A 22,027-nucleotide genomic window follows, 5' to 3' on the forward strand; every position below is an offset into this window, starting at 1 on the left:
GGGGACTCAGCGCAGCTGGAGCAGCCCCGCCGCGCCCTGGCCGCCGCCGATGCACATGGTGACGACGGCGAACTTCGCGCCGCGCCGGCGGCCCTCGAGGAGGGCGTGGCCGACGAGGCGGGCCCCGCTCATGCCGAACGGGTGGCCGATGGAGATGGCGCCGCCGTCGACGTTGAGCCGCTCGGCGGGGATGCCGAGGCGGTCGCGGCAAAAGAGGGTCTGGACGGCGAAGGCCTCGTTGAGCTCCCAGAGGTCGATGTCGTCGACGCTGAGGCCGTGGCGCGCGAGCAGGCGGGGGACGGCGGCGACGGGGCCGATGCCCATCTCGTCGGGCTCGACCCCGGCGACGACCATGCCGCGGAAGATGCCGAGCGGCTCGAGCCCGGCGCGCTCGGCGGCGCGGGCCTCCATGACGATTGCCGCCGAGGCGCCGTCGGAGAGCTGGCTGGCGTTGCCGGCGGTGACGGTGTGGCCCGGCCCGCGCACCGGCTCGAGCGCGGCGAGGCCCTCGAGCGTGGTGTTCGGGCGGTTGCCCTCGTCCCGGGCGAGGGTGACGGTCTCGCGGCGGGTCTCGCCAGTGGCCTTGTCGGTGATCTCGCGCTCGACGGCGAGCGGCACGATCTCGGCGTCGAAGCGGCCCGCCTGCTGCGCGGCGGCGGTGCGGCGCTGGCTCTCGAGGGCGTATTCGTCCTGCGCCTCGCGGGAAATGCCGTAGCGGGCGGCGACGACCTCGGCGGTGTCGAGCATCGGCATGAACAGGTCCATCCGGTGCGCGGCGAGCCACGGCTCGTCGGCGTAGCCCGCGCGGCGGCCGGTCTGGACCAGGGTGACGTGCTCGAGCCCGCCGGCGACGACGATGTCGGCGCCGCCCAGCACGATCTCGCCGGCGGCGGCCATGAAGCTCTGCAGGCCCGAGCCGCAATGGCGGGCGACGACCTGCCCGCCGGCGCTGACCGGCACCCCCGCGCGCAGGGCCGACGCGCGGGCGATGTTGAAGCCGGCGGCCCCCTCGGGGATGCCGCAGCCCATCACCACGTCCTCGATCGCGGCCGGATCGACGCCCGCGCGCTCCACGGCGTGGGCGATGACGTGGCCGCCGAGCGTCGCCGGGTGGGTGACGTTGAACGCGCCGCGGAACGCCTTGGCGATCCCGGTGCGGGCGGTCGAGACGATGACGGCTTCGCGCATCGGCGCTTCTCCCTCGGTCAGGACAGGTGGGCGGTGGCCTCGATCTCGACGACGGCCTCGTCCTCGATCAGCTCCTTCACCACGACCATCGACATGGCCGGGAAGTGCTTGCCGAAGACCTCGCGGTAGGCCGCGCCGATCTCGCTCTGGTGGGCGAGGTATTCCTGCTTGTCGGTGACGAACCACGTCAGGCGCGTCACGTCCGACACCTCGCCGCCGGCGGCCTCGACGATGGCGGCGATGTTCTTCAGCGCCTGGCGCATCTGGCCGATGAAGCCGCCGGAGACGAAGCGCTTGGATTCGTCCCAGCCGATCTGGCCGCCGATGTGGAGCACGCCGTCGCGGGTGAGCATGCCGTTGGCGTAGCCCTTGGCCGGGAGCCAGCCCTCGGGGTGAATGATGCGGTGTGTCATCCCCGTCCTTCCTTGATGTCTGTGAGTTTCGCCCGGATCGGGTCGGGCCAGGCCTCGGGCCGGCCCGTCTCGCCGACCAGCACCAGCGTCGCCCGGGTCTCGAAGCGGGCCTCGTCGCCGCAGCGCGCGCGCATGAGGTAGCGGCAGGAGGTGCGGCCGACGGCCTCGATCTCCAGCGCCAGCGTCAGCTGGTCACCGTGGCGGCTGGGGGCGCGGAACCGGGTCTCGATACCGGCGGTCGGCACGGCCTGGACGCGGTGCAGCGCCTCGAAGGGCCAGCGGAGGGCGCTGTCGAAGAACGCCTCGACGCAATCGTTCATCATCTCGAAGTAGCGCGGGAAGAACACGATCCCGGCCGGGTCGCAGTGCCGGAACAGCACCTTCTGGGCGTACTCGAAGGCCATCAGACGCCCACGTGCCGCTCGGAGACGTCGGCCGTCAGGGTGTCCATCGCGCCGCTCCAGACGGTCTTGCCGCGCACCAGGATCACGGCGCGGTCGGAGACCTGGCGCAGCTCCCTGAGCGACTTGTCGATGAGCAGGATCGCCATCCCCGTCTCGCGCTTGAGCCGGCCGATGACCGACCAGATCTCCTGGCGGATGATCGGCGCGAGGCCCTCGGTGGCCTCGTCGAGGATCAGCAGGCGCGGGTTGGTCATCAGGGCGCGGCCAATGGCGAGCATCTGCTGCTCCCCGCCCGAGAGCGAGGCGGCGCGCTGGTGCCGGCGCTCGCCGAGGCGGGGCAGGAAGGCGGTGACGGCGTCCATGTCCCACGCGCCGGGGCGGGCGGCGGCGAGCAGGTTCTCGGCGACGGTGAGGTCGGCGAAGCAGCGCCGGCCCTCGGGGACCAGCCCGATCCCGAGCCGGGCGGCGCGGTGGCTGGGCAGGGCGTGGAGGTCGCGCCCGTCGAAGGCGAGGCGGCCCTCGGAGGGGATCATCCGGCAGATCGACTTGACCGTCGTGGTCTTGCCCATGCCGTTGCGGCCCATGAGCGCCACCACCTCGCCCGCGCCGACCTCGAGGTCGACGCCGAACAGCGCCTGGCTCGCGCCGTAGCGGGCGGTGAGGCCGGAGAGGGTCAGCAGGCTCATGACTCGTCTCCCAGGTAGGCCTCGCGCACCTCGCGGCTGGTGCGGATCTCGTCGGCGGTGCCGGTGGCGATGATCTTGCCGTAGACGAGCACGCTGATCCGGTCGGCGAGGGCGAAGACGGCGTCCATGTCGTGCTCGACGAGCAGGATCGGGGCCTCGTGGCGCAGCTCGTCGAGGAAGGCGGTGAGCTGTCTGGAGCCCTCGGCGCCGAGGCCGGCCATGGGCTCGTCCATGACGAAGGCGCGCGGGCGCAGGGTCAGGGCGACGGCGACCTCGAGCTGGCGGCGCTGGCCGTGGCTGAGGTCGGCGCAGCGGGCGGCGGCGTGCTCGGCGAGGCCGACGCGGGCGAGGGCGTCCTCGGCACGGGCGCGCAGGTCGGCGTCGCGCAGGGCGGGGCGCCAGAAGCGCCAGGGGCGGCCCGACGCGCCGACGGCGCCGAGGACGGCGTTCTCGAGCACGGTGTCTTCCATCGCGAGGGCCGAGATCTGGAAGGTCCGCCCCAGCCCGGCGCGCGCCCGGGCCGGAGTGGCGAGGGCGGTGACGTCGCGCCCGGCCAGCGTCACCCGCCCGGCATCGGGGCGCAGCGCGCCGCTGATCTGGGCGATGAGCGTCGACTTGCCCGCGCCGTTGGGCCCGATGATGGCGTGGATCTCGCCGGGGCGCAGCTCGACGGAGACGTCGTCGGTGGCCGTCAGCGCGCCGAAGCTCTTGGCGAGGCCGTGGGTGGCGAGGATCGGGTCAGTCACCGGCCTGCCTCCGTCCCGAGAGCATCCCCACGATGCCGCCGCGCGCGAACAGCACGATGAGCAGCAGGATCGCGCCGAGGAAGATGATCCAGTAGTCGGTCAGCCCGCCGAGCCAGTGCTCGAGCGCCACGTAGAGCGCCGCTCCCGCGACCGGTCCCATCACCCGGGCGGTGCCGCCGAGGATCACCAGCACCATGATCTCGCCGGAGAAGTGCCAGCTGAACATGGTCGGGCTGACGAAGCGGTTGAGGTCGGCGAAGAGCGCGCCGGCGAGGCCGGTGATCGCGCCGGAGACGACGAAGGCGAGCAGCTTGAGGCGCTTGGGATCGAGCCCCACCGCCTCGGCGCGGCCCGGCACCTGCCGCGCGGCGTTGAGCGCGAGGCCGAAGGGGGAGGCGGCGAGGCGGGCGTGGAGAAACAGCGCCAGGCACAGGACGGCGAAGCAGAGGCCGAAGAAGTGGATCGGCACCAGCGTGTTGAGGCCGGGGAACGAGTTGCGCAGGTAGATCGACAGCCCGTCCTCGCCGCCGTACTCGGCCCAGCCGATGGCGAAGTAGTAGAACATCTGCCCGAAGGCGAGGGTGATCATGATGAAGTAGACGCCGCTGGTGCGCAGCGACAGCAGGCCGATGAGCAGCGCCGCGAGCATCGAGGCGAGGGTGGCGACGAGCCAGATCACCGGCATCGACTTGGTGCCCGAGACGGTGAACAGGCCGAGGTCGAGCGCGGTGTAGGTCTGGGCGTGGTGGGCGAGGATGCCCATGGCGTAGCCGCCGATGCCGAAGAAGGCGGCGTGGCCGAGGCTGACGAGGCCGCCGATGCCGAGCGCGATGTTGAGGCCCACCGCGGCGAGCGCGAGGATCACGACGCGGGTGGCGAGGGTGATGGTGAACGGCTCGTCGGCGGCGAGCGCCCAGAGCGGGACCGCGAGCAGACCGGCGAGGATCAGCGCGTTGAGCAGGCGTTCGGGGATCATGCGGTGCTCCCGAACAGGCCGGTGGGCCGCAGGATCAGCACGATGCTCATCAGGATGTAGATCGCCATCGAGGCGACCGACGCGCCGACGGTGGAGGCGGTGGAGGGGTCGGTGACGAGCTTGAGCAGCTCGGGCAGGAAGATGCCGCCGAGCGTGTCGGTCAGCCCGACCAGCAGCGCGCCGACGAAGGCGCCCTTGATCGAGCCGATGCCGCCGATGACGATGACGACGAAGGCGAGGATCAGCACCGGCTCGCCCATCCCGACCTGCACCGACTGGATCGCCCCGACCAGCGCCCCGGCCAGCCCGGCGAGCGCCGCGCCGAGGGCGAAGACGAGGGTGTAGAGCCGGGAGATGTCGACGCCGAGGGCGGCGATCATCTCGCGGTCGTTCTCGCCGGCGCGGATCTGGATGCCGATGCGGGTGCGCTCGATCAGCAGCCACAGGCCCGCCGCGACGGCCAGCCCCGCGCCGATCAGCGCCAGCCGGTAGAGCGGGTACTGGATGCCGCCGGGCAGGCTGACCGGGCCGGAAAGCCAGTCGGGGATGTCGAGGAACAGCGGGAACGAGCCGAAGGCCCAGCGGGTGCCTTCGGAAAAGATCAGGATCAGCGCGAAGGTGGCGAGCACCTGGTCGAGGTGGTCGGCCTTGTAGAGCCGCCGGATCACCGCGACCTCGATGATCGCGCCGGCCACCGCCGCCGCCGTCAGCGCCGCCACGAGGCCGAGCAGGAACGAGCCCGTCGCCCCCGCCACCGCCGCCGCCGCGAAGGCGCCGACCATGTAGAGCGAGCCGTGGGCGAGGTTGATGAGCCCCATCACGCCGAAGATCAGCGTGAGGCCGGCGGCCATCAGGAACAGCATCACGCCGAACTGGAGGCCGTTGAGGATCTGCTCGGCGACGAGGATGAATGACATTGGCGGGGGCTTCTTCCGGAGGGGGCAGGGCCGGGAGAACCGGCCCTGCCGCGGGCTCTTACATGTTGCACTCGGACGCGTAGGCGTCGGCGTGATCCTCGAGCGCGACCTCGAGCACCTTGTTGGTGTAGACGTCGCCCTCCTGGATCACCTCGCGGGCGTAGATGTCCTGGATCGGGTGGTTGTTCGGCCCGAACTCGAAGTCGCCGCGGGTGCTCTCGAAGTCGGCCGCGCGCAGCGCCGCGCGGAAGGCGTCGGCGTCGGAGGGGTCGGCGCTCTCGAGCGCCGAGAGCAGCAGGTTGGCGGTGTCGAAGCCCTGCGAGGCGTAGAGCGAGGGCAGGCGGCCGTACTCGGCCTGGAAGCTCTCGACGAAGGCGTTGTTGGCCGGGTTGTCGAGGTCCTTCGACCATTGCGAGGTGTTGACCACCCCGAGCGCCGCGTCGCCGACCGCCTGCAGGATGCCCTGGTCGAAGCTGAAGGCCGGACCGATGACGGGGATGTCGACGCCGCTGTCGGCGTATTGCTTGAGGAACGAGATCCCCATGCCGCCGGGCAGGAAGAAGAACACGCTGTCGGCCCCCGAGGCGCGGATCTGGGCGATCTCGGCGGCGTAGTCGGTCTGGCCGAGCTGGGTGTAGAGCTCGCCGGCGAGCTCGCCCTCGAAGAAGCGCTTGTAGCCCGAGAGCGCATCCTGACCCGCCGGGTAGTTGGGCGCGAGCACGAAGCTGTTGGTGTAGCCCGCCGAGTTGGCGTAGGCGCCGGCGGCCTCGTGGAGGTTGTCGTTCTGCCAGGCGACGTTGAAGTAGTTCTCGTGGCAGCCCGCCCCGGCGAGGGCGGAGGGGCCGGCGTTGGGCGACAGGTAGATCACGCCCTGGTTCACCGCCGAGGGGATCACCGCCATCGCGAGGTTGGACCAGATGATGCCGGTGAGCACGTCGACGCGCTCGGACTGAATCATCTCGTCGGCCAGCTGCACCGCGATGTCGGGCTTGCGCTGGTCGTCCTCGATGACGACCTCGATGTCGTCGCGGCCGGACTGCTCCATCGCCAGCATGAAGCCGTCGCGCACGTCGATGCCGAGCCCGGCCCCGCCGCCCGAGAGGGTGGTGATCATGCCGACCTTGATCTCGGCGGCGGCGGCCCCGGCGCAGAGCGCCAGCGCGGTCGTGGCGGTCAGTAGTGTCTTGAGCATCTTGGTCTCTCTCCCTGTGTGTCTCACTGTGCCTTTTGTGGCGGCTTGCTCGCGGCTTGTCATGCGTCGCGTTTGGCGCCCCTGTGGACCGGCGCGATGCGGAAGCGCTGGACCTTGCCGCTCGGCGTCTTGGGCAGGGCGGGCGCGAAGACTACGCTGCGGGGGTACTTGTAGGGCGCGATCGTCGCCTTGACGTGGGCCTGCAGCGCGGCGGCGAGCGCCTCGCAGGGGGTCGCGCCCTCGACGAGGACGATGTGGGCCTCGACGATGTGGCCGCGCTCCTCGTCGGGCGCGCCGATCACCGCGCATTCCAGCACGTCGGGGTGGGCGAGCAGGGCGGCCTCCACCTCGGGGCCGGCGATGTTGTAGCCCGACGACAGGATGATGTCGTCGTTGCGGGCGGCGAAGTGGAAGTGGCCGTTCTCGTCCTGGGTGAAGGTGTCGCCGGTGATGTTCCAGCCGTTCTCCACGTAGCCCGCCTGCCGCTCGCCGCGCAGGTAGCGGCAGCCCGTCGGCCCGCGCACCGCGAGCCGGCCGAGCGTGCCGCGCGGGGCCTCGCTGCCGTCGTCGGCGAGCACCTTCGCCTCGTAGCCGCGCACCGGGCGGCCGGTGCAGCCGGGGCGGTGGTCGTCGAAGCGGTTGGTGATGAAGATGTGCAGCAGCTCCGTCGCGCCGATGCCGTCGAGCATCGGCTTGCCGGTCTCGGCCATCCACGCCTCGTAGATCGGCGCGGGCAGGGTCTCGCCCGCCGAGACGGCGGCGCGCAGGCTGGTGAGGTCGCTGCCCGCCTCCATCGCCTGCAGCATCACCCGGTAGGCGGCGGGGGCGGTGAAGCAGACGGTGGCGCGGTACTTCTGGATGATCTCGATCAGGTTGGGCGGCGAGGCGTTCTCGAGCAGCGTCGCCGCCGCGCCGAAGCGCAGCGGGAAGATCGCCAGCCCGCCGAGCCCGAAGGTGAAGGCCAGCGGCGGCGAGCCGACGAACACGTCGCCGGGGGTCACCTGCAGCACCTCGCGGGCGTAGCCGTCGGCGATGATCAGCAGGTCGCGGTGGAAGTGCATCGTGGCCTTGGGGTCGCCCGTCGAGCCGGAGGTGAAGCCGAGCAGGGCGACGTCGTCCTGCGCGGTGTCGACGGCGTCGAAGGCGACGGGCTTCTCGAGCGCCAGCCGGTCGAGCTCGGCGTCGTGGTTGGAGGTGCCGTCGAAGCCGACGACGGTCTTGAGGAACGCGCTGTCCTTGGCGCAGGCGGTCAGCTCGTCCATCAGCCGGGTGTCGCAGAGCGCGTGCGAGATCTCGGCCTTGTCGACGTACTTGCGCAGCTCGCCCGCGCGCAGCATCGGCATCGTGTTGACCACCACCGCGCCGGCCTTCGTCGCGGCGAGCCAGCAGGCGACCATGGCCGGGTTGTTGGCCGAGCGGATCAGGACGCGGTTGCCGGGCCTGACGCCGAGATCTTCGACGAGGACGTGGGCGAGGCGGTTGGTCCAGTCGGCGAGTTCCTTGTAGGTGCGCCGCCGGCCGTTGCCGATCAGCGCGGTGCGGTCGCCGAAGCCGCGCGCGACCATCCGGTCGGTCAGCTCGACGGCGGCGTTGAGCCGGTCGGGGTAGTCGAAGCCGTCGAGCAGCAGGTCGGGCCACTGGTCGGGCGGGGGCAGGTTGTCGCGGGCGAAGCTGTCGGTGTGGGCGGACGGTCGGAGCGTCATGGCGTCTCCCTTTCGAACTGCGCCAGCGCCTGGCGCGCGATGATGACCTTCTGCACGTCGCTGGCGCCCTCGTAGATGCGCAGCGCCCGGATCTCGCGGTAGAGCCGCTCGACGATGCCGCCCGCGCGCACGCCGTCGCCGCCGTGAAGCTGCACCGCCTGGTCGATGACCCGCTGCGCCTGCTCGGTGGCGAACAGCTTGGCCATCGCCGCCTCGCGGGTGACGCGGGGCGCGCCGCTGTCCTTGGCCCAGGCGGCGCGGTAGACGAGCAGCGCGGCGGCATCGATGTCGAGCGCCATGTCGGCGAGGTGGCCCTGCACGAGCTGCAGATCCGCCAGCGGCGCGCCCTGGACGTGGCGCGTGCTGACCCGCGCCAGCGACTCGTCGAGCGCGCGCCGCGCGAAGCCGAGGGCGGCGGCGGCGACGGTGGAGCGGAACACGTCGAGCACCGCCATCGCCACCTTGAAGCCCGCGCCGGGCGCGCCGACCAGTGCGTCGGCGGGCATGCGGCAGCCGTCGAAGCGCAGCCGGGCGAGGGGGTGGGGGGCGATGGTCTCGAGCCGCTCGGCGATCTCGAGGCCGGGCGTGCCGGCGGCGACGACGAAGGCGGAGAGGCCCCGGGCGCCCGGCCCCTCGCCGGTGCGCGCGAACACCGTGTAGACGTCGGCGATGCCGCCGTTGGAGATCCACGTCTTCTCGCCGTCGAGCACGTAGCCGTCGCCGTCGGCGCGGGCGGTCATGGTGGAGTTGGCGACGTCGGAGCCGGAGGCGGGCTCGGTCAGCGCGAAGGCGGCGATGGCGCGTCCGGCGCGGGTCTCGGGGAGCCAGCGGGCCTTCTGGGCGTCGGTGCCGAACAGCGTCAGCGCGCCGGTGCCGAGGCCCTGCATGGCGAAGGCGAAATCTGCCAGCCCGTCGTGGCGGGCGAGGATCTCGCGGGCGAGGCAGAGGGTGCGCACGTCGAGCCGGCCGTCGGGGGCGGCGGTGTGCTCCAGCAGCCCGGCCGCGCCGAGGGTGGTGACGAGGGCGCGGCAGGCGGCGTCGGTGTCGGCATGGTCGACGGCGAGGCCGGCGGCGACCTCCTCGACGCGGGCGGCGAGGTCGCGGTGGCGGGGCTCGAGGAACGGCCAGTCGAGGTAGCTCCGGTCGGCCATCAGTCGCCCTCGAACACGGGTTTGCGCTTGGCCGCGAAAGCCTCGTAGGCGCGGTGGAAATCGCGGCCCTGCATGCAGATCGCCTGCGCCTGCGCCTCGGCCTCGATGGCCTGGTCGAGGCTCATGGACCATTCCTGCACCAGCATCGTCTTGGTCATCGAATTGGCGAAGGTCGGCCCCGCGACGATCCGCTCGGCCAGCGCCAGCGCGTCGCGCTCAAGGCTGTCGGCGCTGGCAAGGGCGTTGAAGAAGCCCCAGCGCTCGCCCTCCTCGGCGCCCATCGAGCGGCCGAGATACAGCAGCTCCGCCGCCCGGCCCTGGCCGACGATCCGGGGCAGCATCGCGCAGGCCCCCATGTCGCAGCCCGCGAGCCCGACCCGGTTGAACAGGAAGGCGACCCTGGCGTCGGGCCCCGCGATGCGCAGGTCGGAGGCCATCGCGAGGATCGCCCCGGCCCCGGCGCAGACGCCGTCGATCGCCGCGATGATCGGCTTGCCGCAATGGAGCATCGCCTTGACGAGATCGCCCGTCATCCGGGTGAAGGCGAGCAGCTCCTTCATCGGCATCTTCGTCAGCGGGCCGATGATGTCGTGCACGTCGCCGCCGGAGCTGAAGTTGCCGCCGTTGGGCAGCAGCACGACGGCGTGGACGTCGTCGGCGTAGGGCAGGGCGCGGAACCAGTCGCGCAGCTCGGCGTAGCTGTCGAAGGTCAGCGGGTTCTTGCGCTCGGGCCGGTCGAGGCGGATGCGCGCGATGCCGGCCTCGATGGTGCAGCGGAAGTGGGTGGTGTCGGCGCGGGTCATTCGCTTCCTTCCATGTGCGCGGTGCCCCGCTCGAGCAGCGCGATCATCGTCTCGGCCTCGTCGGCGTCGAGGCCGCCGAGCAGCTCGTCGATCCAGCCCTCGTGCAGGGCGGCGAGCGCCTCGAAGGCGGCGCGGCCCTTCGGCGTCAGGCGGGCGAGCTGGGCGCGGCGGTCGCCGGGCACGCCGACGCGCAGCGCGAGGCCGTCGGCGGTGAGCCGGTCGACGATGCCGGTGACGTTGCCCGCCGAGACGCGCAGGCTCTGGGACAGCTCGCTCATCTTCAGCCCCTCCGGGTGGCGCGACAGGGCGGCCATCACGTCGAAGCGGGGCAGGGTGGTGTCGTGCTCGTCGCGCATCCGGCGGCGCAGGTCGGACTCGACGCGGCCCGTCAGCTTGAGCAGGCGCAGCCAGAGCCGCAGGCGGGTCTTGGACGCGCTCTCGGCGCGGGGGCGCAGCTCGGGGTTCATATCTCGCCCCCCGACAGGCTGAGCGCGTGGCCGTTGACGCTGCCCGCGCCGTCGGAGGCCAGCCAGAGCGCGGCGTCGGCGACCTCGCCGGGCTGGACGAAGCGTCGCTGCGGGTTGTCGGCCCGCAGGGTGGCGCGGGCCTCGTCGGGGCTCATGCCGGTGGTGGCGGTGATCTTGTCGACGGAGCGCGCCAGCAGGGGCGTCTCGACGAAGCCGGGGCAGAGCGCGTTGACGGTGATGCCGGTCGTCGCCAGTTCGCGGGCGAGGGCGCGGGTCAGCCCCACGACGGCGTGCTTGGCAGCGCAGTAGGCGCTGACATAGGGGTAGCCCCTGAGCCCGGCGGTCGAGGCGACGGCGATCATCCGGCCCCAGCCGGCGGCCTTCATCCCCGGCAGCGCGGCCTGCCAGACGTTGACGACGCCCTCGAGGTTGACGCCCATCATGCCGCGCAGGGTCTCCGGGGTCATCCTGGCGAAGGGCACCGACTCCGCCGCGCCGGCGTTGGCGACGACGACGGAGATCGGACCGCGCTCGGCCACGGCCGTCTCGAAGGCGCGGGCGACGGCGTCGGGGTCGGTGACGTCGCCGAGCACGAAGGGCAGGCCCTGCTCGCGCAGGGTGGCCTCGGTGCGGCCCATGATGGTGACGCGCGCGCCCGCCCCGGCGAAGGCGTGGGCGGTGGCCGCGCCGACGCCGGTGCCGCCGCCGGTGACGAGGATATGGCGCTCGGCGAGGCTCATGCGCGCAGGGTCTCCGCTTCGCGGTCGGCCAGCCGCCAGAGCTGGTCGCGGCCGGGCAGGTAGGGCAGGGGCCAGTCGGCGTGGCGGTCGCCGATGCGGGCGGCCTCGTGGAACGTCCAGTACGGATCGGCCAGGTGCGGGCGGCCGACGGCGACGAGATCGGCCCGGCCCGCCATCAGGATCGAGTTGGCGTGGTCGGCTTCGTAGATGTTGCCCACGGCCATCGTGCGGATGCCGGCCTCGTTGCGGATGCGGTCGGAGAACGGGGTCTGGAACATGCGCCCGTAGACGGGGCGGGCGTCGGGGGTGGTCTGGCCGGCGGAGACGTCGACGAGATCGGCCCCGGCCTCCCTGAAGGCGCGGGCGATCAGCACCGCCTCCTCGGGCGTCACCCCGTCCTCGCCGACCCAGTCGGTGGCGGAGATGCGCACCGACATCGGCTTGTCCGCCGGCCAGGCGGCGCGCATCGCGGCGAACACCTCGAGCGGCCAGCGCAGGCGGTTGTCGAGGCTGCCGCCGTAATCGTCGGTGCGCCTGTTGGAGACGGGGGAGAGGAACGACGAGACGAGGTAGCCGTGGGCGGCGTGCAGCTCGATCATGTCGAAGCCGGCGCGCCCGGCCATCTCGGCGGCGGCGACGAACTGGTCGCGCACCTCGTCCATCTCGCCGCGGGTGATCTCGCGGGGGACGGCATTGTGGCGGGTCCAGGGGATCGCGGAGGCGCTGACGATGTCCCAGTTGCCCTCGGCGAGCGGCTCGTCCATGCCCTCCCAGCCGAGCCCGGTGGAGCCCTTGCGGCCGGAATGGCCGATCTGGCAGCAGATCCGCGCGCGGGTCTCGGAATGGACGAACGCCGTCAGCCGCCGCCACGCCGCCTCGTGCTCGGGGGCGTAGAGGCCGGGGCAGCCCGGGGTGATGCGGCCCTCGGGGGAGACGCAGGTCATCTCGGTGAAGACCAGCCCCGCGCCGCCCTTGGCGCGCTCGCCGTAATGGACGAGGTGCCAGTCGGTGGGGCAGCCGTCGACGGCCTTGTACTGCGCCATGGGCGAGACAACGATGCGGTTGTCGAGCTCCATGCCGCGCAGGCGGAACGGGGTGAGCATCGGCGGGCGCAAGGGGGCGTCGTCGGGCAGGCCCGACTGGCGCATGAACCAGCGCTCGGCGCTCTCGAGCCAGGCGGGGTCGCGTTGGCGCAGGTTCTCGTGGCTGATCCGCTGGCTGCGGGTGAGCATCGAGTAGTTGAGCTGGACCGGGTCGAGGCCGAAGTAGCGCTCGACCTCCTCGAACCATTCCAGCGAGTTGCGCGCCGCCGATTGCAGCCGCAGCACCTCGAGCCGCCGCTCGCTCTCGTACTTGGCGAAGGCGGCGGCCATGTCGGGCTCGCTGTGCAGGTACCCGGCCAGCGCGATGGCGCTCTCGAGCGCCAGCTTGGTGCCCGAGCCGATGGAGAAGTGCGCCGTCGCCGCCGCGTCGCCGAGCAGCACGACGTTGCCGGTGCTCCAGCTCTTGCACAGCACCCGCGGGAAGCGCAGCCAGGCCGAGCCGCGGATGTGGTGGGCGTTGGACATCAGCGCGTGACCGCCGAGGTGGTCGCGGAAGATCTCCTCGCAGGTGGCGATGCTCTCTTCCTTGCTCATGTCGGCGAAGCCCCAGGCGTCGTAGGTGGCCTGGGAGCATTCGACGATGAACGTCGCGGTGGTCTCGTCGAACTGGTAGGCGTGCGCCCAGACCCAGCCGTGGCGGGTCTCCTCGAAGATGAAGGTGAAGGCGTCCTTGAAGGTCTGGTGGGTGCCGAGCCAGACGAAGTTGCAGCGCCGCTCCTCGATCTCGGGCTCGAAGGCGTCGGCGTAGAGGGTGCGCGTCTTCGAATTGAGCCCGTCGGCGGCGACGACGAGGTCGTACTCCTCGCGCAGGGTCTCGGCGCTGGCGATTTCGGCCTCGAAGCGGAGCGTCACGCCCAGCTCGCGCGCCCGCTCCTGGAGCAGGAGCAGCAGCGTCTTGCGGCCGATGCCGCAGAAGCCGTGGCCGGTGGAGACGATGCGCTCGCCGCGGAAATGCAGCGCGATGTCGTCCCAGTAGGCGAAGTGGCCGCGGATCGCCTCGGCGCTGGCGGGGTCGTTGGCGGCGAGGTTGGCGAGGGTCTCGTCGGAGAGCACCACGCCCCAGCCGAACGTGTCGTCGGCCCGGTTGCGCTCGAAGACGGTGACCTCGTGCGAAGGGTCGCGCAGCTTCATGGAGATCGCGAAGTAGAGGCCGGCCGGCCCTCCGCCAAGGCATGCAATGCGCAATCCCACCGCGTTCTCCTCCCGATTCGCCCCTCATCCTCGGGCATCGGGAAAAGTATTTCAAGATTGAAGCTTCAGGCTGGAACTTTTAGACCTGAAGCAATCGGCCCCGCCACGCGCGCGGGCGCAGCCTGGAGCGAGAGCCATGTCCGACGGACCCGTGAGCGTGCGCCGCGAGGGCGCTGTCGCCGTCGTCACCATCGACAACCCGCCGGTCAACGCGACCTCGCAGGCAGTGCGCGCCGGGCTGCTCGACGCGGTCGCGGCGTGCGACGGGATGGACGTGACGAAGGTGGTGCTGGCCTGTGCCGGGCGGACCTTCGTGGCGGGCGCGGACGTGCGCGAGTTCGACAAGCCCCCCGCCCCGCCGCACCTGCCCGACGTGCTGGCGGCCATCGAGGGCGCGGCGGTGCCGTGGGTGGCGGCGATCCACGGCACGGCGCTCGGCGGCGGGCTGGAGCTGGCGATGGCCTGCCATGCCCGCGTCGCGGCGGCCGACGCGAAGCTGGGCCTGCCGGAGGTGACGCTCGGGCTGATCCCCGGGGCGGGCGGCACGGTGCGGCTGCCCCGGCTGGTGCCGGCGGAGACGGCGCTCGGGATGGTCGCGGGCGGCCGGCCGGTGCCGGCGCGGCAGGCGCAGGCGGCGGGGCTGGTGGACGCGCTCGCCGAGGGCGACCTGCTGGAGGCGGCGAAGGCCCACGCCGCCGAGCGCACGCCGACGCTGGCGCGCCCGGTGCGCCGGCTCGGGGACCGCGCGGCGTACGACGAGGCGGCCGAGGCGCAGCGGCGCAAGGCGCGCGGGCAGCTGTCGGTCGGCGCGGCCGTCGACGCGGTCGACCGCGCGCTGACGCTGCCGCCCGACGAGGCGCTCGCGGCGGAGCGGGCGGCGTTTCTCGAGCTGAAGGCGTCGGAGCAATCCGCCGCGCTGCGCCACCTGTTCTTCGCCGAGCGCGCCACCCTGTCGGACCCGCGCTGCAAGGGCGCGCCGCGCCCGGTGGAGCAAGTCGGCGTCGTCGGGGGCGGCACGATGGGCGCGGGCATCGCCGCCGCCTGCCTGCTCGCGGGCCTCGCCGTCACCCTCGCCGAGCGCGACACGGAGGCCGCCGCCGCCGCGCGGGGGCGGGTCGAGGAGATCCTCGCCGCCAGCGTCGCGCGGGGCAAGATCGACGATGCGCGGCGCGCCACGCTGCTGGCCGGCTTCGCCGCGACCGCCGACACCGCCGACCTCGCCGGGGCCGACCTCGTGATCGAGGCGGTGTTCGAGGACATGGACGTGAAGGCCGCCGTCTTCGCCGAGCTCGAGCGCCACACCCGCCCGGACGCGATCCTCGCCACCAACACCTCCTACCTCGACGTCGCCGCGCTGGCGCGGAGCCTGCGCGATCCGTCGCGGGTGATCGGGCTGCACTTCTTTTCGCCGGCGCACGTGATGAAGCTGCTGGAGATCGTGCTCCCCGACGGCGTCGCCGACGATGTCGTCGCCACCGCCGCCCGCCTCGCGCGCCGGCTCGGCAAGATCGCGGTGCTCGCCGGGGTCTGCGACGGGTTCATCGGCAACCGGATCATGTCGGCCTACCGGCGCGAGGCGGACTACCTGGTGGAGGACGGGGCGAGCCCGTGGGAGGTGGACGCGGCGATGCGCGATTTCGGCTTCCCGATGGGGGTCTTCGAGATGCAGGACCTCGCCGGGCTCGACATCGCCTGGGCGATGCGCAAGCGCCGCGCCGCCACCCGACCGGCCTCCGAGCGCTACGTCGCCATCGCCGACCGCCTCTGCGAGGCGGGTCGGCTCGGGCGCAAGACGGGCGCCGGCTGGTACGACTATGCCGCCGGCGCGCGCGCGCCGAGCCCCGCCACCGAGCGGATCGTCGCCGAAGAGCGCGCGGCCAAGGAGATCGTGGCGCGGCCGGTATCAAGGGAGGACATCATGGCACGGCTGCTCGGCGCGATGCAGGCCGAGGGCGCGGCGGTGCTCGCCGAGGGCATCGCCGCGCGGAGCGGCGACATCGACGTCGTGATGGCCAACGGCTACGGCTTCCCGCGCTGGCGCGGCGGGCCGATGTTCATGGCGGAGCGGACGGACTAGGCGGCGGCGCGAGGTCGCGCTACGTCATTGGAAAAAATCCGCAAGAACATACGTTCCTCTTCCCGCGAGATCGCGCTAGGTCGAACCGTACCCAAAGAGGAGACGTCGATGGTGCAAGCCGATCGAGCCGAGGGGCTCGTCCTGCCGGAGGGCGGGGGCGAGATGGGGGAGCTGATCCGGGCGCATGACTGGTCCGGCACGCCGCTGGGCGATCCGGCGGGCTGGCCGCCGGTGCTGCACACGCTGGTGGCGCTGATGCTCGGCTCGAGCCAGCCGATGTTCCTCGTCTGGGGCCCGAAGCGCACCACGATCTACAACGACGCCTACGCCGAGATCCTCGCCGGCAAGCACCCGGCGCTGGCCCTGCCGTTCAACGAGATCTGGCACGAGATCTGGGAGAGCGACCTGCGCGAGATCGTCGAGTGGGCCTACGCCGGCAACGGGCTCCACATGGACGACATCCCGCTGCGGATGATGCGCAAGGGCTACCCGGAGGAGACGCACTTCTCGTTCTCCTACACGCCGGTGCGCGGAAGTGACGGGACGGTCGAGGGGTTCTTCTGCCCCTGCCTCGAGATCACCGAGCAGGTGCTCGAGAAGCGCCGCGCCCGGCTGCGCGCGGAACTGACGGAGCAGCTGCGCGACGTGCAGGACCCGGTCGAGGTGATGTATATCGCCGCCCGGCTGCTCGGCGAGGTGCTCGGGGTGGAGCAGGCCGGCTATGCCGAGATCGACGCCGACGGCGACACGGCCATCATCGCGAGAGACTGGAATTCCGGCGCGATGCAGAGCAATGCCGGCGCGCACCGGCTGATGGACTTCGGACCGGACTTCGTCGCCGATCTGCGCGCGGGGCGCAGCATCGCCATCGGCGAGGTCCGCGACGACCCCCGGACGAACCCGACGGAGGCGCTCGAGACGTTCGCCGCGCGCGGTGTCCGCGCCTTCCTCAACGTGCCCCGCCTCCGCGACGGCCGGCTGGTGGCGGTGCTGGCCGTCCACTCGTCGAGTCCGCGGCACTGGCACCCGACCGAGGTCGCGCTCGTCGAGGAGGCGGCCGAGCGGGTCAACGCGGCGATCGACCACCTGCGTGCCGAGGCGGCCCGGCGCGACAACGAGGCCCGGCTGCGGCGCACCCGCGACGCGGTGGCGCTGGCGACGGAGGCGTCGCAGCTCGGCTGGTACAGCTGGGACCTCGCGCTCGGCGTCATCAGCGCCGACACGCGGGCGCGCGAGGTCATGTGCCTCGGGCCCGACGAGGGCCGGATCGCCGACTGGTTCGCCCGCATCCACCCCGACGACCGCCGCGCCACGCGCGCGATCATCTCCGACAGCCTCAGCGACGGGCGGCCGTTCGACCTCGAGTACCGCGTCCTGCATCGCGACGGCAGCCTGCGCCACGTCCACGCCACCGGCACCTACCGCGGCGACGTCGCCGGCGAGACCGGGCTCGGCACCGGGCTGGTGCGCGACGTGACCGAGCAGAAGCGCTCCGAGGCGCACCAGACGATGCTGATGGCCGAGCTCGATCACCGGGTGAAGAACATCCTCGCCGTGGTGCAGTCGATCGCCCGCCAGAGCCGCGGCCGCGCCGCCGTCGACGCCACCGAAGCCGCCGACCTGCTCGTCGGCCGGATCGACGCGCTGGCCCGCTCGCACACGCTGCTGGCGCGCAGTCGCTGGCAGGGGGCGGCGCTGGCCGAGCTGATCGGCACCGCCGTCGCCCCCTATCGCGGCGCCCGCGCCGAGCGGGTGGTGGCGGACGGGCCGGCGCTGAAGGTGACGCCGAAGGCCGCGCAGACCCTGACGCTGGCGCTGCACGAGCTGGCGACGAACGCCGCCAAGTACGGCGCGCTTTCGCGCGAGGACGGGCAGGTGAGCGCACGCTGGGGCTGGCAGGCGGGCGAGGGCGGCCGGCGGCTGGTGCTCGACTGGCGCGAGCAGGGGGGGCCGCGCATCGAGGGGCGCCCCCAGCGCAAGGGCTTCGGCTCGCGGCTGATCGAGCGCACGCTGGCCTACGAGCTCGGCGGCACCGTAACGCTGGACTATGCGCCCGAGGGGCTGCGGGCGCGGTTCGACCTGCCGCTCGACAAGCTGCGGGTGGAGGACGGCGAAGACGGCGAGGCCGGCCCCGCGCTGCCGGAGGGCGAGCTTCCCGCACCCTTTGCGCGCGAGTCGCTGCGGGGGCTGCGGGTGCTGGTGGCCGAGGACGAGCACCTGATCGGCGAGGAGACCGCCGCGACGCTGGAGGCCGCCGGCTGCGCCGTGATCGGGCCCGTGGCGACGCAGCAGGAGGCGCTGGAGATGGCGGTGGGCGCGGAATACGACGCGGCCGTGATGGACATCAATCTCGCCGGCACCTTCAGCTGGCCCGCCGCCCGCGCCGTGCGCGCCCGGATGATCCCGCTGGTCTTCGCCACGGGCTATTCCGTCGCCATGGAGCCGCCGCACGATCTCGCCGGGACGCCCCGGATCGAGAAGCCGCTCGATCCCGACCGTCTCCTCGCCGCGCTCGCCAGCACCGTGGCCCGGGAGAGCGCGGCGGAGTAGCGCCTCATTCCAGCGCCGCGAGCACCCGGTCGGGGGTGGCGGGGAAGTCGCGCAGGCGGGCGCCGCAGGCGTGGTGGATGGCGTTGAGGATCGCGCCCGCGGCGCCGCAGATGCCGAGCTCGCCGATGCCCTTGGCCTGCATCGGCCCCGCCCACGGGTCGCGCTCCTCGAGGAGGTGGACGTCGAGCGGCGGGACGTCGGCATTGACCGGCACGTGGTACTCGGCGAGGTCGCGGTTGACGACGTGGCCGTCGCGGCGGTCGTGGGTCATCGTCTCGGTCAGGGCCATGCCGATGCCCCAGATCATGCCGCCGTGGCACTGGGAGCGGGCGGTGCGGCGGTTGAGGATGCGGCCCGCCGAGAAGGTGCCCTGCATCCGGCGCATGCGCACCTCGCCCGTCACGTCGTTCACCGCGACCTCGGCGAAATGGGCGCCGTAGGTGGCCTGGCGGACCTTCTCGGCGGCATCGCCCGGCTTGACGTGGCCCGTGCCGGTCAGCTCCGCGCCGGAGAGGATGTCGGCGAGGTCCTGGCGGGTGTTGCCGGCGGTGGCGGTGCCGTCCTTGAGGGTCAGCTCGGCCTCGTCGCAGCCGAGCCGCGCGGCGATCTGGCGGCGCAGCTCCATGGCGGCGAGCCAGACGGCGGTGCCGGTGGAGGCCGCGCCGACGGAGCCGCCGGAGCCGGAGCCGGGGGGCAGGGCGGTGTCGCCGAGCCGGACCTCGGTTTGCGCGAGCGGCAGCCCGAGCAGCTCGGCGGCGACCTGCTGGAAGATCGCGTAGCTGCCGGTGCCGATGTCGGTCATGTCGGTCTCGACCACCGCGCCCGCGCCGTGGAGCCGGATGCGGGCCTGCGCCTCCACCACCATGTTGACGCGGAACGCCGCCGCCATGCCGGTGCCGATCCACCACTCGCCCTCGCGCCGCTGGCGCGGGGCCATGGGGCGCCCGGACCAGCCGAAGCGCTCGGCGCCGTCCAGCAGCGCGGCCTTCAGGCGGTGCGAGGAGAAGGGCACGCCGCGCTCGGGGTCTTCCTCGGGGATGTTGCGCAGCCGCAGCTCGACCGGGTCCACCCCGGCGGCGTAGGCGAGCTCGTCCATCGCCACCTCGGAGGCCGTCACGCCCACCGCCTCGCCCGGCGCGCGCACCGAGCCGGCGGCGGGGCGGTGGATGCGGGCGATGCGGATGCCGAGGGTGCGGGCCGCGCCGGGATAGGCGAAGTGACTCGCCTGCACGACGGGCTCGGCGAACGTCTCCTCGGGCAGGTTCGACACCAGCGCCTCGTGGCCCAGCCCGATCAGCCGGCCGTCGGCGTCGGCGGCGAGGCGGATGCGCTGGCGGGTCTCGGAGCGGCGGGTGTTGACCTCGAACACGTTGCGGCGGTGCTGCACCACGCGCACCGGCTGGCCCAGCTCCATCGCCGCCAGCGCCGCGGCGACGCAATCGGCGGAAATGCCGAGCTTGGAGCCGAAGCCGCCGCCCACGTAGGGCGCGAGGATGCGGACGTGTTCGGCGGAGAGCCCGACGCTGTCGGCCAGTTCGTTGCGGTTGAAGCGCAGCATCTGCAGGGCGCCGCGCAGGGTCAGGGTGGTGCCGTCCCATTCGGCGACGGCGGCGTGCGGCTCCATCGCGGCGGAGTTCATCGAGGAGGTGGTGTAGTCCGCGTCGATGGTCAGCGCGGCGTTGCGCATGGCGGCGTCGAGATCGCCCTGCGAGGACTGCTTGGCCTCGGGCACCTCCGGCTCGACGGCGTCCGGGTCGATGGGAAGGTCGGTGCGCTCGATCGCCACTTCGAGCCGCTGCGCCGCGTGGCGGGCCTGCTCGAAGGTCTCGGCGACGACGAGCGCGATGGGCTGGCCGACGTAGGCGGCCTCGTCGACGCCCTGCACCGGGGCCTCGTCGGCCATGCCCTGCGCCGCGTTGCGCACCATCCGGGCATCGCGCAGGACCGCGCGCACGCCGGGCATGGCGCGTACCGCCTCGAGGTTGGGGCAGCGCACCGCGCCGATGCCGGGCGCGCGGCGGAGCACGCCGTGGAGCATCCCCTCCGGGTGCGCCTCGGCGGCGTAGGTGGCCCGGCCGGTCGCCTTGGCGAGGCCGTCGGGTCGGGCGCTGTCGCGGCCGAGCACGCCCTGCGCCATGTCGTCGGTGCGGTTGACGGTCTCGGGGCCGTCGATCTTCATCTCGATGGTCATCGCGTCGCCTCCGTCAGCACCGCCTTGAGCACGCGCCTGGCGAGCGGCAGCTTGAACTCGGTTCCCTCCGGCGGCTCCGCGTCGCGCAGCAGCACCTCGCCGGCCTTGTCGAACAGCGCCTCGCCCGGCGCCTCGCCGGCGAGCAGCGCGTCGACCTCCGCGTCGCGCCAGGGCCGCGTGCCGAGGCCGCCAAACGCCAGCGCCGCCTCGGCGATACGCCCGCCCTCCATCCGCACCACGGCGGCGACGGAAACCAGCGCGAAGGCGTAGGAGGCCCGGTCGCGCACCTTGCGGTAGACCTGCCGCTCGCCCAGCGGCACGGGCAGGCGCACGGAGGTGATCAGGTCGCCCGGCGCGAGGCTCGTCTCGATGTGGGGGGTGTCGCCGGGCAGACGGTAGAGGTCGTCGAGGGCCAGCGCGCGCGACGTGCCGTCGGCGGCCTCCACCTCGACCTCGGCGTCGAGCGCGCGCATCGCCACCGCCATGTCGGACGGGTGCAGCGCGACGCAATGCTGGGATCCGCCGAGGATCGCGTGGTTGCGCATCTCGCCGCCGAGCGCGGCACAGCCGGTGCCGGGGGCGCGCTTGTTGCAGGCGGCGTCGGTGTCGTAGAAGTACGGGCACCGCGTGCGCTGCAGGAAGTTGCCCGCCGTGGTGGCCTTGTTGCGCAGCTGCCCCGACGCGCCCGCCAGCAGGGCGCGCGACAGGACCGGATAGGTGCGGCGCACGCGCGGATCGGCGGCGAGGTCGGAGTTCGTCACGGTCGCGCCGATGCGCAGCCCGCCGTCGGCGTCCCCGATCCCGTCGAGCCCGAGGCGCGAGACGTCGACGAGCCGGTCGGGGGCCATGATCTCGAGCTTCATCAGGTCGACCAGGTTGGTGCCGCCGGCGATGAAGGTCGCGCCGTCGCGGGCCGCCGCGTGGGCGGCGTCGCGGTCGTCGGGGCGCTGGTAGTCGAAGGGCCTCATTCCGTCGCCTCCGTCTTGCCGCGGCGGGCGACCTCGGTGATCGCGGCGTTGATGCCGGGGTAGCAGGAGCAGCGGCAGAGGTTGCCGCTCATCCGCTCCGCCAGCTCGTCGTGGGTCAGCTCCACCGGGCAGTCGAGGCTGGCGCTGACGTGGCTCGGCCAGCCGGCGGCCACCTCGTCGAGCATCGCCGTCGCCGAGCAGATCTGGCCCGGCGTGCAATAGCCGCACTGCATCCCGTCATGGGCGACGAACGCCTCCTGCAGCGGCGACGGGCCGCCCTCGGCCAGCCCCTCGATGGTGGTGACCTCGTCGCCGTCGTGCATCACGGCGAGGCAGAGGCAGGAATTCACCCGCCGTCCGTTGAGCAGCACGGTGCAGGCCCCGCACTGGCCGTGGTCGCAGCCCTTCTTGCTCCCGGTCAGGTGGAGATGGTCGCGCAGGGCGTCGAGCAGGGTGACGCGCGGGTCGAGGTCGAGCGTGTGGTCCTGCCCGTTGACGGTGATCGTGACAGCCATGCGCGTCCCTCCTGCAGCAACAGGTTGGACAACGCGGGGTGGAGCG

At 72.8% G+C, this 22,027-nt stretch carries 19 protein-coding genes; 2 read left to right on the forward strand and 17 right to left on the reverse strand.

The annotated features are described in order from the left end of the window. Positions 1-6: 6 nt before the first annotated feature. The 14 genes from OG2516_RS17675 to OG2516_RS17740 are packed head-to-tail and all read right to left on the reverse strand — an operon-like array spanning position 7 to position 13,674. Complete coding sequence (locus tag OG2516_RS17675) at positions 7-1,188, reverse strand: acetyl-CoA C-acyltransferase (RefSeq protein WP_007257005.1); 1,182 nt, start codon at positions 1,186-1,188, stop codon at positions 7-9. A gap of 17 nt (positions 1,189-1,205) precedes the next feature. Further along, positions 1,206-1,601, reverse strand: coding sequence for a RidA family protein (locus tag OG2516_RS17680; protein ID WP_007257006.1), 396 nt, complete (start codon positions 1,599-1,601; stop codon positions 1,206-1,208). Continuing rightward, positions 1,598-2,005, reverse strand: a complete 408-nt coding sequence (locus OG2516_RS17685) for an acyl-CoA thioesterase (protein WP_007257007.1) — start codon at positions 2,003-2,005, stop codon at positions 1,598-1,600. Before OG2516_RS17685 ends, OG2516_RS17680 begins: the two co-directional genes overlap by 4 nt. Then, the gene (locus tag OG2516_RS17690; RefSeq protein ID WP_007257008.1) at positions 2,005-2,691 is read right to left on the reverse strand and encodes an ABC transporter ATP-binding protein; all 687 of its coding nucleotides are present in this window, start codon (positions 2,689-2,691) and stop codon (positions 2,005-2,007) included. The genes OG2516_RS17685 and OG2516_RS17690 overlap by 1 nt, the downstream gene beginning before the upstream one ends. Further along, positions 2,688-3,437, reverse strand: coding sequence for an ABC transporter ATP-binding protein (locus OG2516_RS17695; RefSeq protein ID WP_007257009.1), 750 nt, complete (start codon positions 3,435-3,437; stop codon positions 2,688-2,690). The genes OG2516_RS17690 and OG2516_RS17695 overlap by 4 nt, the downstream gene beginning before the upstream one ends. Then, positions 3,430-4,413, reverse strand: a complete 984-nt coding sequence (locus tag OG2516_RS17700) for a branched-chain amino acid ABC transporter permease (protein WP_007257010.1) — start codon at positions 4,411-4,413, stop codon at positions 3,430-3,432. Before OG2516_RS17700 ends, OG2516_RS17695 begins: the two co-directional genes overlap by 8 nt. Then, entirely contained in the window at positions 4,410-5,330 is a 921-nt protein-coding gene (locus OG2516_RS17705) for a branched-chain amino acid ABC transporter permease (RefSeq protein WP_007257011.1), read from the reverse strand. The genes OG2516_RS17700 and OG2516_RS17705 overlap by 4 nt, the downstream gene beginning before the upstream one ends. Positions 5,331-5,388: 58 nt before the next feature. Continuing rightward, entirely contained in the window at positions 5,389-6,522 is a 1,134-nt protein-coding gene (locus OG2516_RS17710; protein WP_007257012.1) for an ABC transporter substrate-binding protein, read from the reverse strand. Positions 6,523-6,581: 59 nt separating this feature from the next. Then, positions 6,582-8,225: an AMP-binding protein gene (locus OG2516_RS17715; protein ID WP_007257013.1), complete on the reverse strand. Its 1,644-nt coding sequence runs from the start codon at positions 8,223-8,225 to the stop codon at positions 6,582-6,584. After that, a complete protein-coding gene (locus OG2516_RS17720) occupies positions 8,222-9,376 on the reverse strand; it encodes an acyl-CoA dehydrogenase family protein (protein ID WP_007257014.1) in 1,155 nt (384 codons plus the stop codon). Before OG2516_RS17720 ends, OG2516_RS17715 begins: the two co-directional genes overlap by 4 nt. Then, positions 9,376-10,179 (reverse strand): enoyl-CoA hydratase family protein, encoded by an 804-nt coding sequence (locus tag OG2516_RS17725; RefSeq protein WP_007257015.1) that lies wholly within the window; start codon positions 10,177-10,179, stop codon positions 9,376-9,378. The genes OG2516_RS17720 and OG2516_RS17725 overlap by 1 nt, the downstream gene beginning before the upstream one ends. Beyond that, positions 10,176-10,646: a MarR family winged helix-turn-helix transcriptional regulator gene (locus OG2516_RS17730; protein ID WP_007257016.1), complete on the reverse strand. Its 471-nt coding sequence runs from the start codon at positions 10,644-10,646 to the stop codon at positions 10,176-10,178. Before OG2516_RS17730 ends, OG2516_RS17725 begins: the two co-directional genes overlap by 4 nt. Then, positions 10,643-11,386: an SDR family NAD(P)-dependent oxidoreductase gene (locus OG2516_RS17735; RefSeq protein WP_007257017.1), complete on the reverse strand. Its 744-nt coding sequence runs from the start codon at positions 11,384-11,386 to the stop codon at positions 10,643-10,645. Before OG2516_RS17735 ends, OG2516_RS17730 begins: the two co-directional genes overlap by 4 nt. Beyond that, complete coding sequence (locus OG2516_RS17740; protein ID WP_040616320.1) at positions 11,383-13,674, reverse strand: bifunctional salicylyl-CoA 5-hydroxylase/oxidoreductase; 2,292 nt, start codon at positions 13,672-13,674, stop codon at positions 11,383-11,385. Before OG2516_RS17740 ends, OG2516_RS17735 begins: the two co-directional genes overlap by 4 nt. A 142-nt stretch (positions 13,675-13,816) precedes the next feature. On the opposite strand from OG2516_RS17740, the gene OG2516_RS17745 reads away from it, so the two are divergent. Both OG2516_RS17745 and OG2516_RS17750 read left to right on the forward strand, forming a co-directional pair. Then, complete coding sequence (locus OG2516_RS17745) at positions 13,817-15,757, forward strand: 3-hydroxyacyl-CoA dehydrogenase NAD-binding domain-containing protein (protein ID WP_007257019.1); 1,941 nt, start codon at positions 13,817-13,819, stop codon at positions 15,755-15,757. 108 nt (positions 15,758-15,865) lie between these two features. Then, a complete protein-coding gene (locus OG2516_RS17750) occupies positions 15,866-18,307 on the forward strand; it encodes an HWE histidine kinase domain-containing protein (RefSeq protein ID WP_007257020.1) in 2,442 nt (813 codons plus the stop codon). Positions 18,308-18,311: 4 nt separating this feature from the next. Here OG2516_RS17750 and OG2516_RS17755 read toward each other — a convergent pair whose 3' ends face one another. From OG2516_RS17755 to OG2516_RS17765, 3 genes are read right to left on the reverse strand one after another with little or no spacing between them, the layout of a single operon-like run. Next, complete coding sequence (locus OG2516_RS17755) at positions 18,312-20,498, reverse strand: xanthine dehydrogenase family protein molybdopterin-binding subunit (protein WP_007257021.1); 2,187 nt, start codon at positions 20,496-20,498, stop codon at positions 18,312-18,314. Then, complete coding sequence (locus OG2516_RS17760; RefSeq protein ID WP_007257022.1) at positions 20,495-21,466, reverse strand: FAD binding domain-containing protein; 972 nt, start codon at positions 21,464-21,466, stop codon at positions 20,495-20,497. Before OG2516_RS17760 ends, OG2516_RS17755 begins: the two co-directional genes overlap by 4 nt. Beyond that, entirely contained in the window at positions 21,463-21,981 is a 519-nt protein-coding gene (locus OG2516_RS17765; protein ID WP_007257023.1) for a 2Fe-2S iron-sulfur cluster-binding protein, read from the reverse strand. The genes OG2516_RS17760 and OG2516_RS17765 overlap by 4 nt, the downstream gene beginning before the upstream one ends. Between the last annotated feature and the right edge of the window lie 46 nt (positions 21,982-22,027).

Source organism: Oceanicola granulosus HTCC2516, from assembly GCF_000153305.1.
GTDB classification, from domain to species: Bacteria; Pseudomonadota; Alphaproteobacteria; order Rhodobacterales; family Rhodobacteraceae; genus Oceanicola; species Oceanicola granulosus.

Excerpts from the sequence above, each read along its gene's own strand:
- OG2516_RS17700 (WP_007257010.1), bottom strand. The coding sequence starts at position 4,413 with ATGATCCCCGAACGCCTGCTCAACGCGCTGATCCTCGCCGGTCTGCTC.
- OG2516_RS17750 (WP_007257020.1), top strand. The coding sequence starts at position 15,866 with ATGGTGCAAGCCGATCGAGCCGAGGGGCTCGTCCTGCCGGAGGGCGGG.
- OG2516_RS17730 (WP_007257016.1), bottom strand. The coding sequence starts at position 10,646 with ATGAACCCCGAGCTGCGCCCCCGCGCCGAGAGCGCGTCCAAGACCCGC.
- OG2516_RS17675 (WP_007257005.1), bottom strand. The coding sequence starts at position 1,188 with ATGCGCGAAGCCGTCATCGTCTCGACCGCCCGCACCGGGATCGCCAAG.
- OG2516_RS17725 (WP_007257015.1), bottom strand. The coding sequence starts at position 10,179 with ATGACCCGCGCCGACACCACCCACTTCCGCTGCACCATCGAGGCCGGC.
- OG2516_RS17755 (WP_007257021.1), bottom strand. The coding sequence starts at position 20,498 with ATGACCATCGAGATGAAGATCGACGGCCCCGAGACCGTCAACCGCACC.
- OG2516_RS17760 (WP_007257022.1), bottom strand. The coding sequence starts at position 21,466 with ATGAGGCCCTTCGACTACCAGCGCCCCGACGACCGCGACGCCGCCCAC.
- OG2516_RS17765 (WP_007257023.1), bottom strand. The coding sequence starts at position 21,981 with ATGGCTGTCACGATCACCGTCAACGGGCAGGACCACACGCTCGACCTC.
- OG2516_RS17720 (WP_007257014.1), bottom strand. The coding sequence starts at position 9,376 with ATGGCCGACCGGAGCTACCTCGACTGGCCGTTCCTCGAGCCCCGCCAC.
- OG2516_RS17715 (WP_007257013.1), bottom strand. The coding sequence starts at position 8,225 with ATGACGCTCCGACCGTCCGCCCACACCGACAGCTTCGCCCGCGACAAC.
- OG2516_RS17685 (WP_007257007.1), bottom strand. The coding sequence starts at position 2,005 with ATGGCCTTCGAGTACGCCCAGAAGGTGCTGTTCCGGCACTGCGACCCG.
- OG2516_RS17690 (WP_007257008.1), bottom strand. The coding sequence starts at position 2,691 with ATGAGCCTGCTGACCCTCTCCGGCCTCACCGCCCGCTACGGCGCGAGC.
- OG2516_RS17705 (WP_007257011.1), bottom strand. The coding sequence starts at position 5,330 with ATGTCATTCATCCTCGTCGCCGAGCAGATCCTCAACGGCCTCCAGTTC.
- OG2516_RS17735 (WP_007257017.1), bottom strand. The coding sequence starts at position 11,386 with ATGAGCCTCGCCGAGCGCCATATCCTCGTCACCGGCGGCGGCACCGGC.
- OG2516_RS17745 (WP_007257019.1), top strand. The coding sequence starts at position 13,817 with ATGTCCGACGGACCCGTGAGCGTGCGCCGCGAGGGCGCTGTCGCCGTC.
- OG2516_RS17710 (WP_007257012.1), bottom strand. The coding sequence starts at position 6,522 with ATGCTCAAGACACTACTGACCGCCACGACCGCGCTGGCGCTCTGCGCC.
- OG2516_RS17680 (WP_007257006.1), bottom strand. The coding sequence starts at position 1,601 with ATGACACACCGCATCATTCACCCCGAGGGCTGGCTCCCGGCCAAGGGC.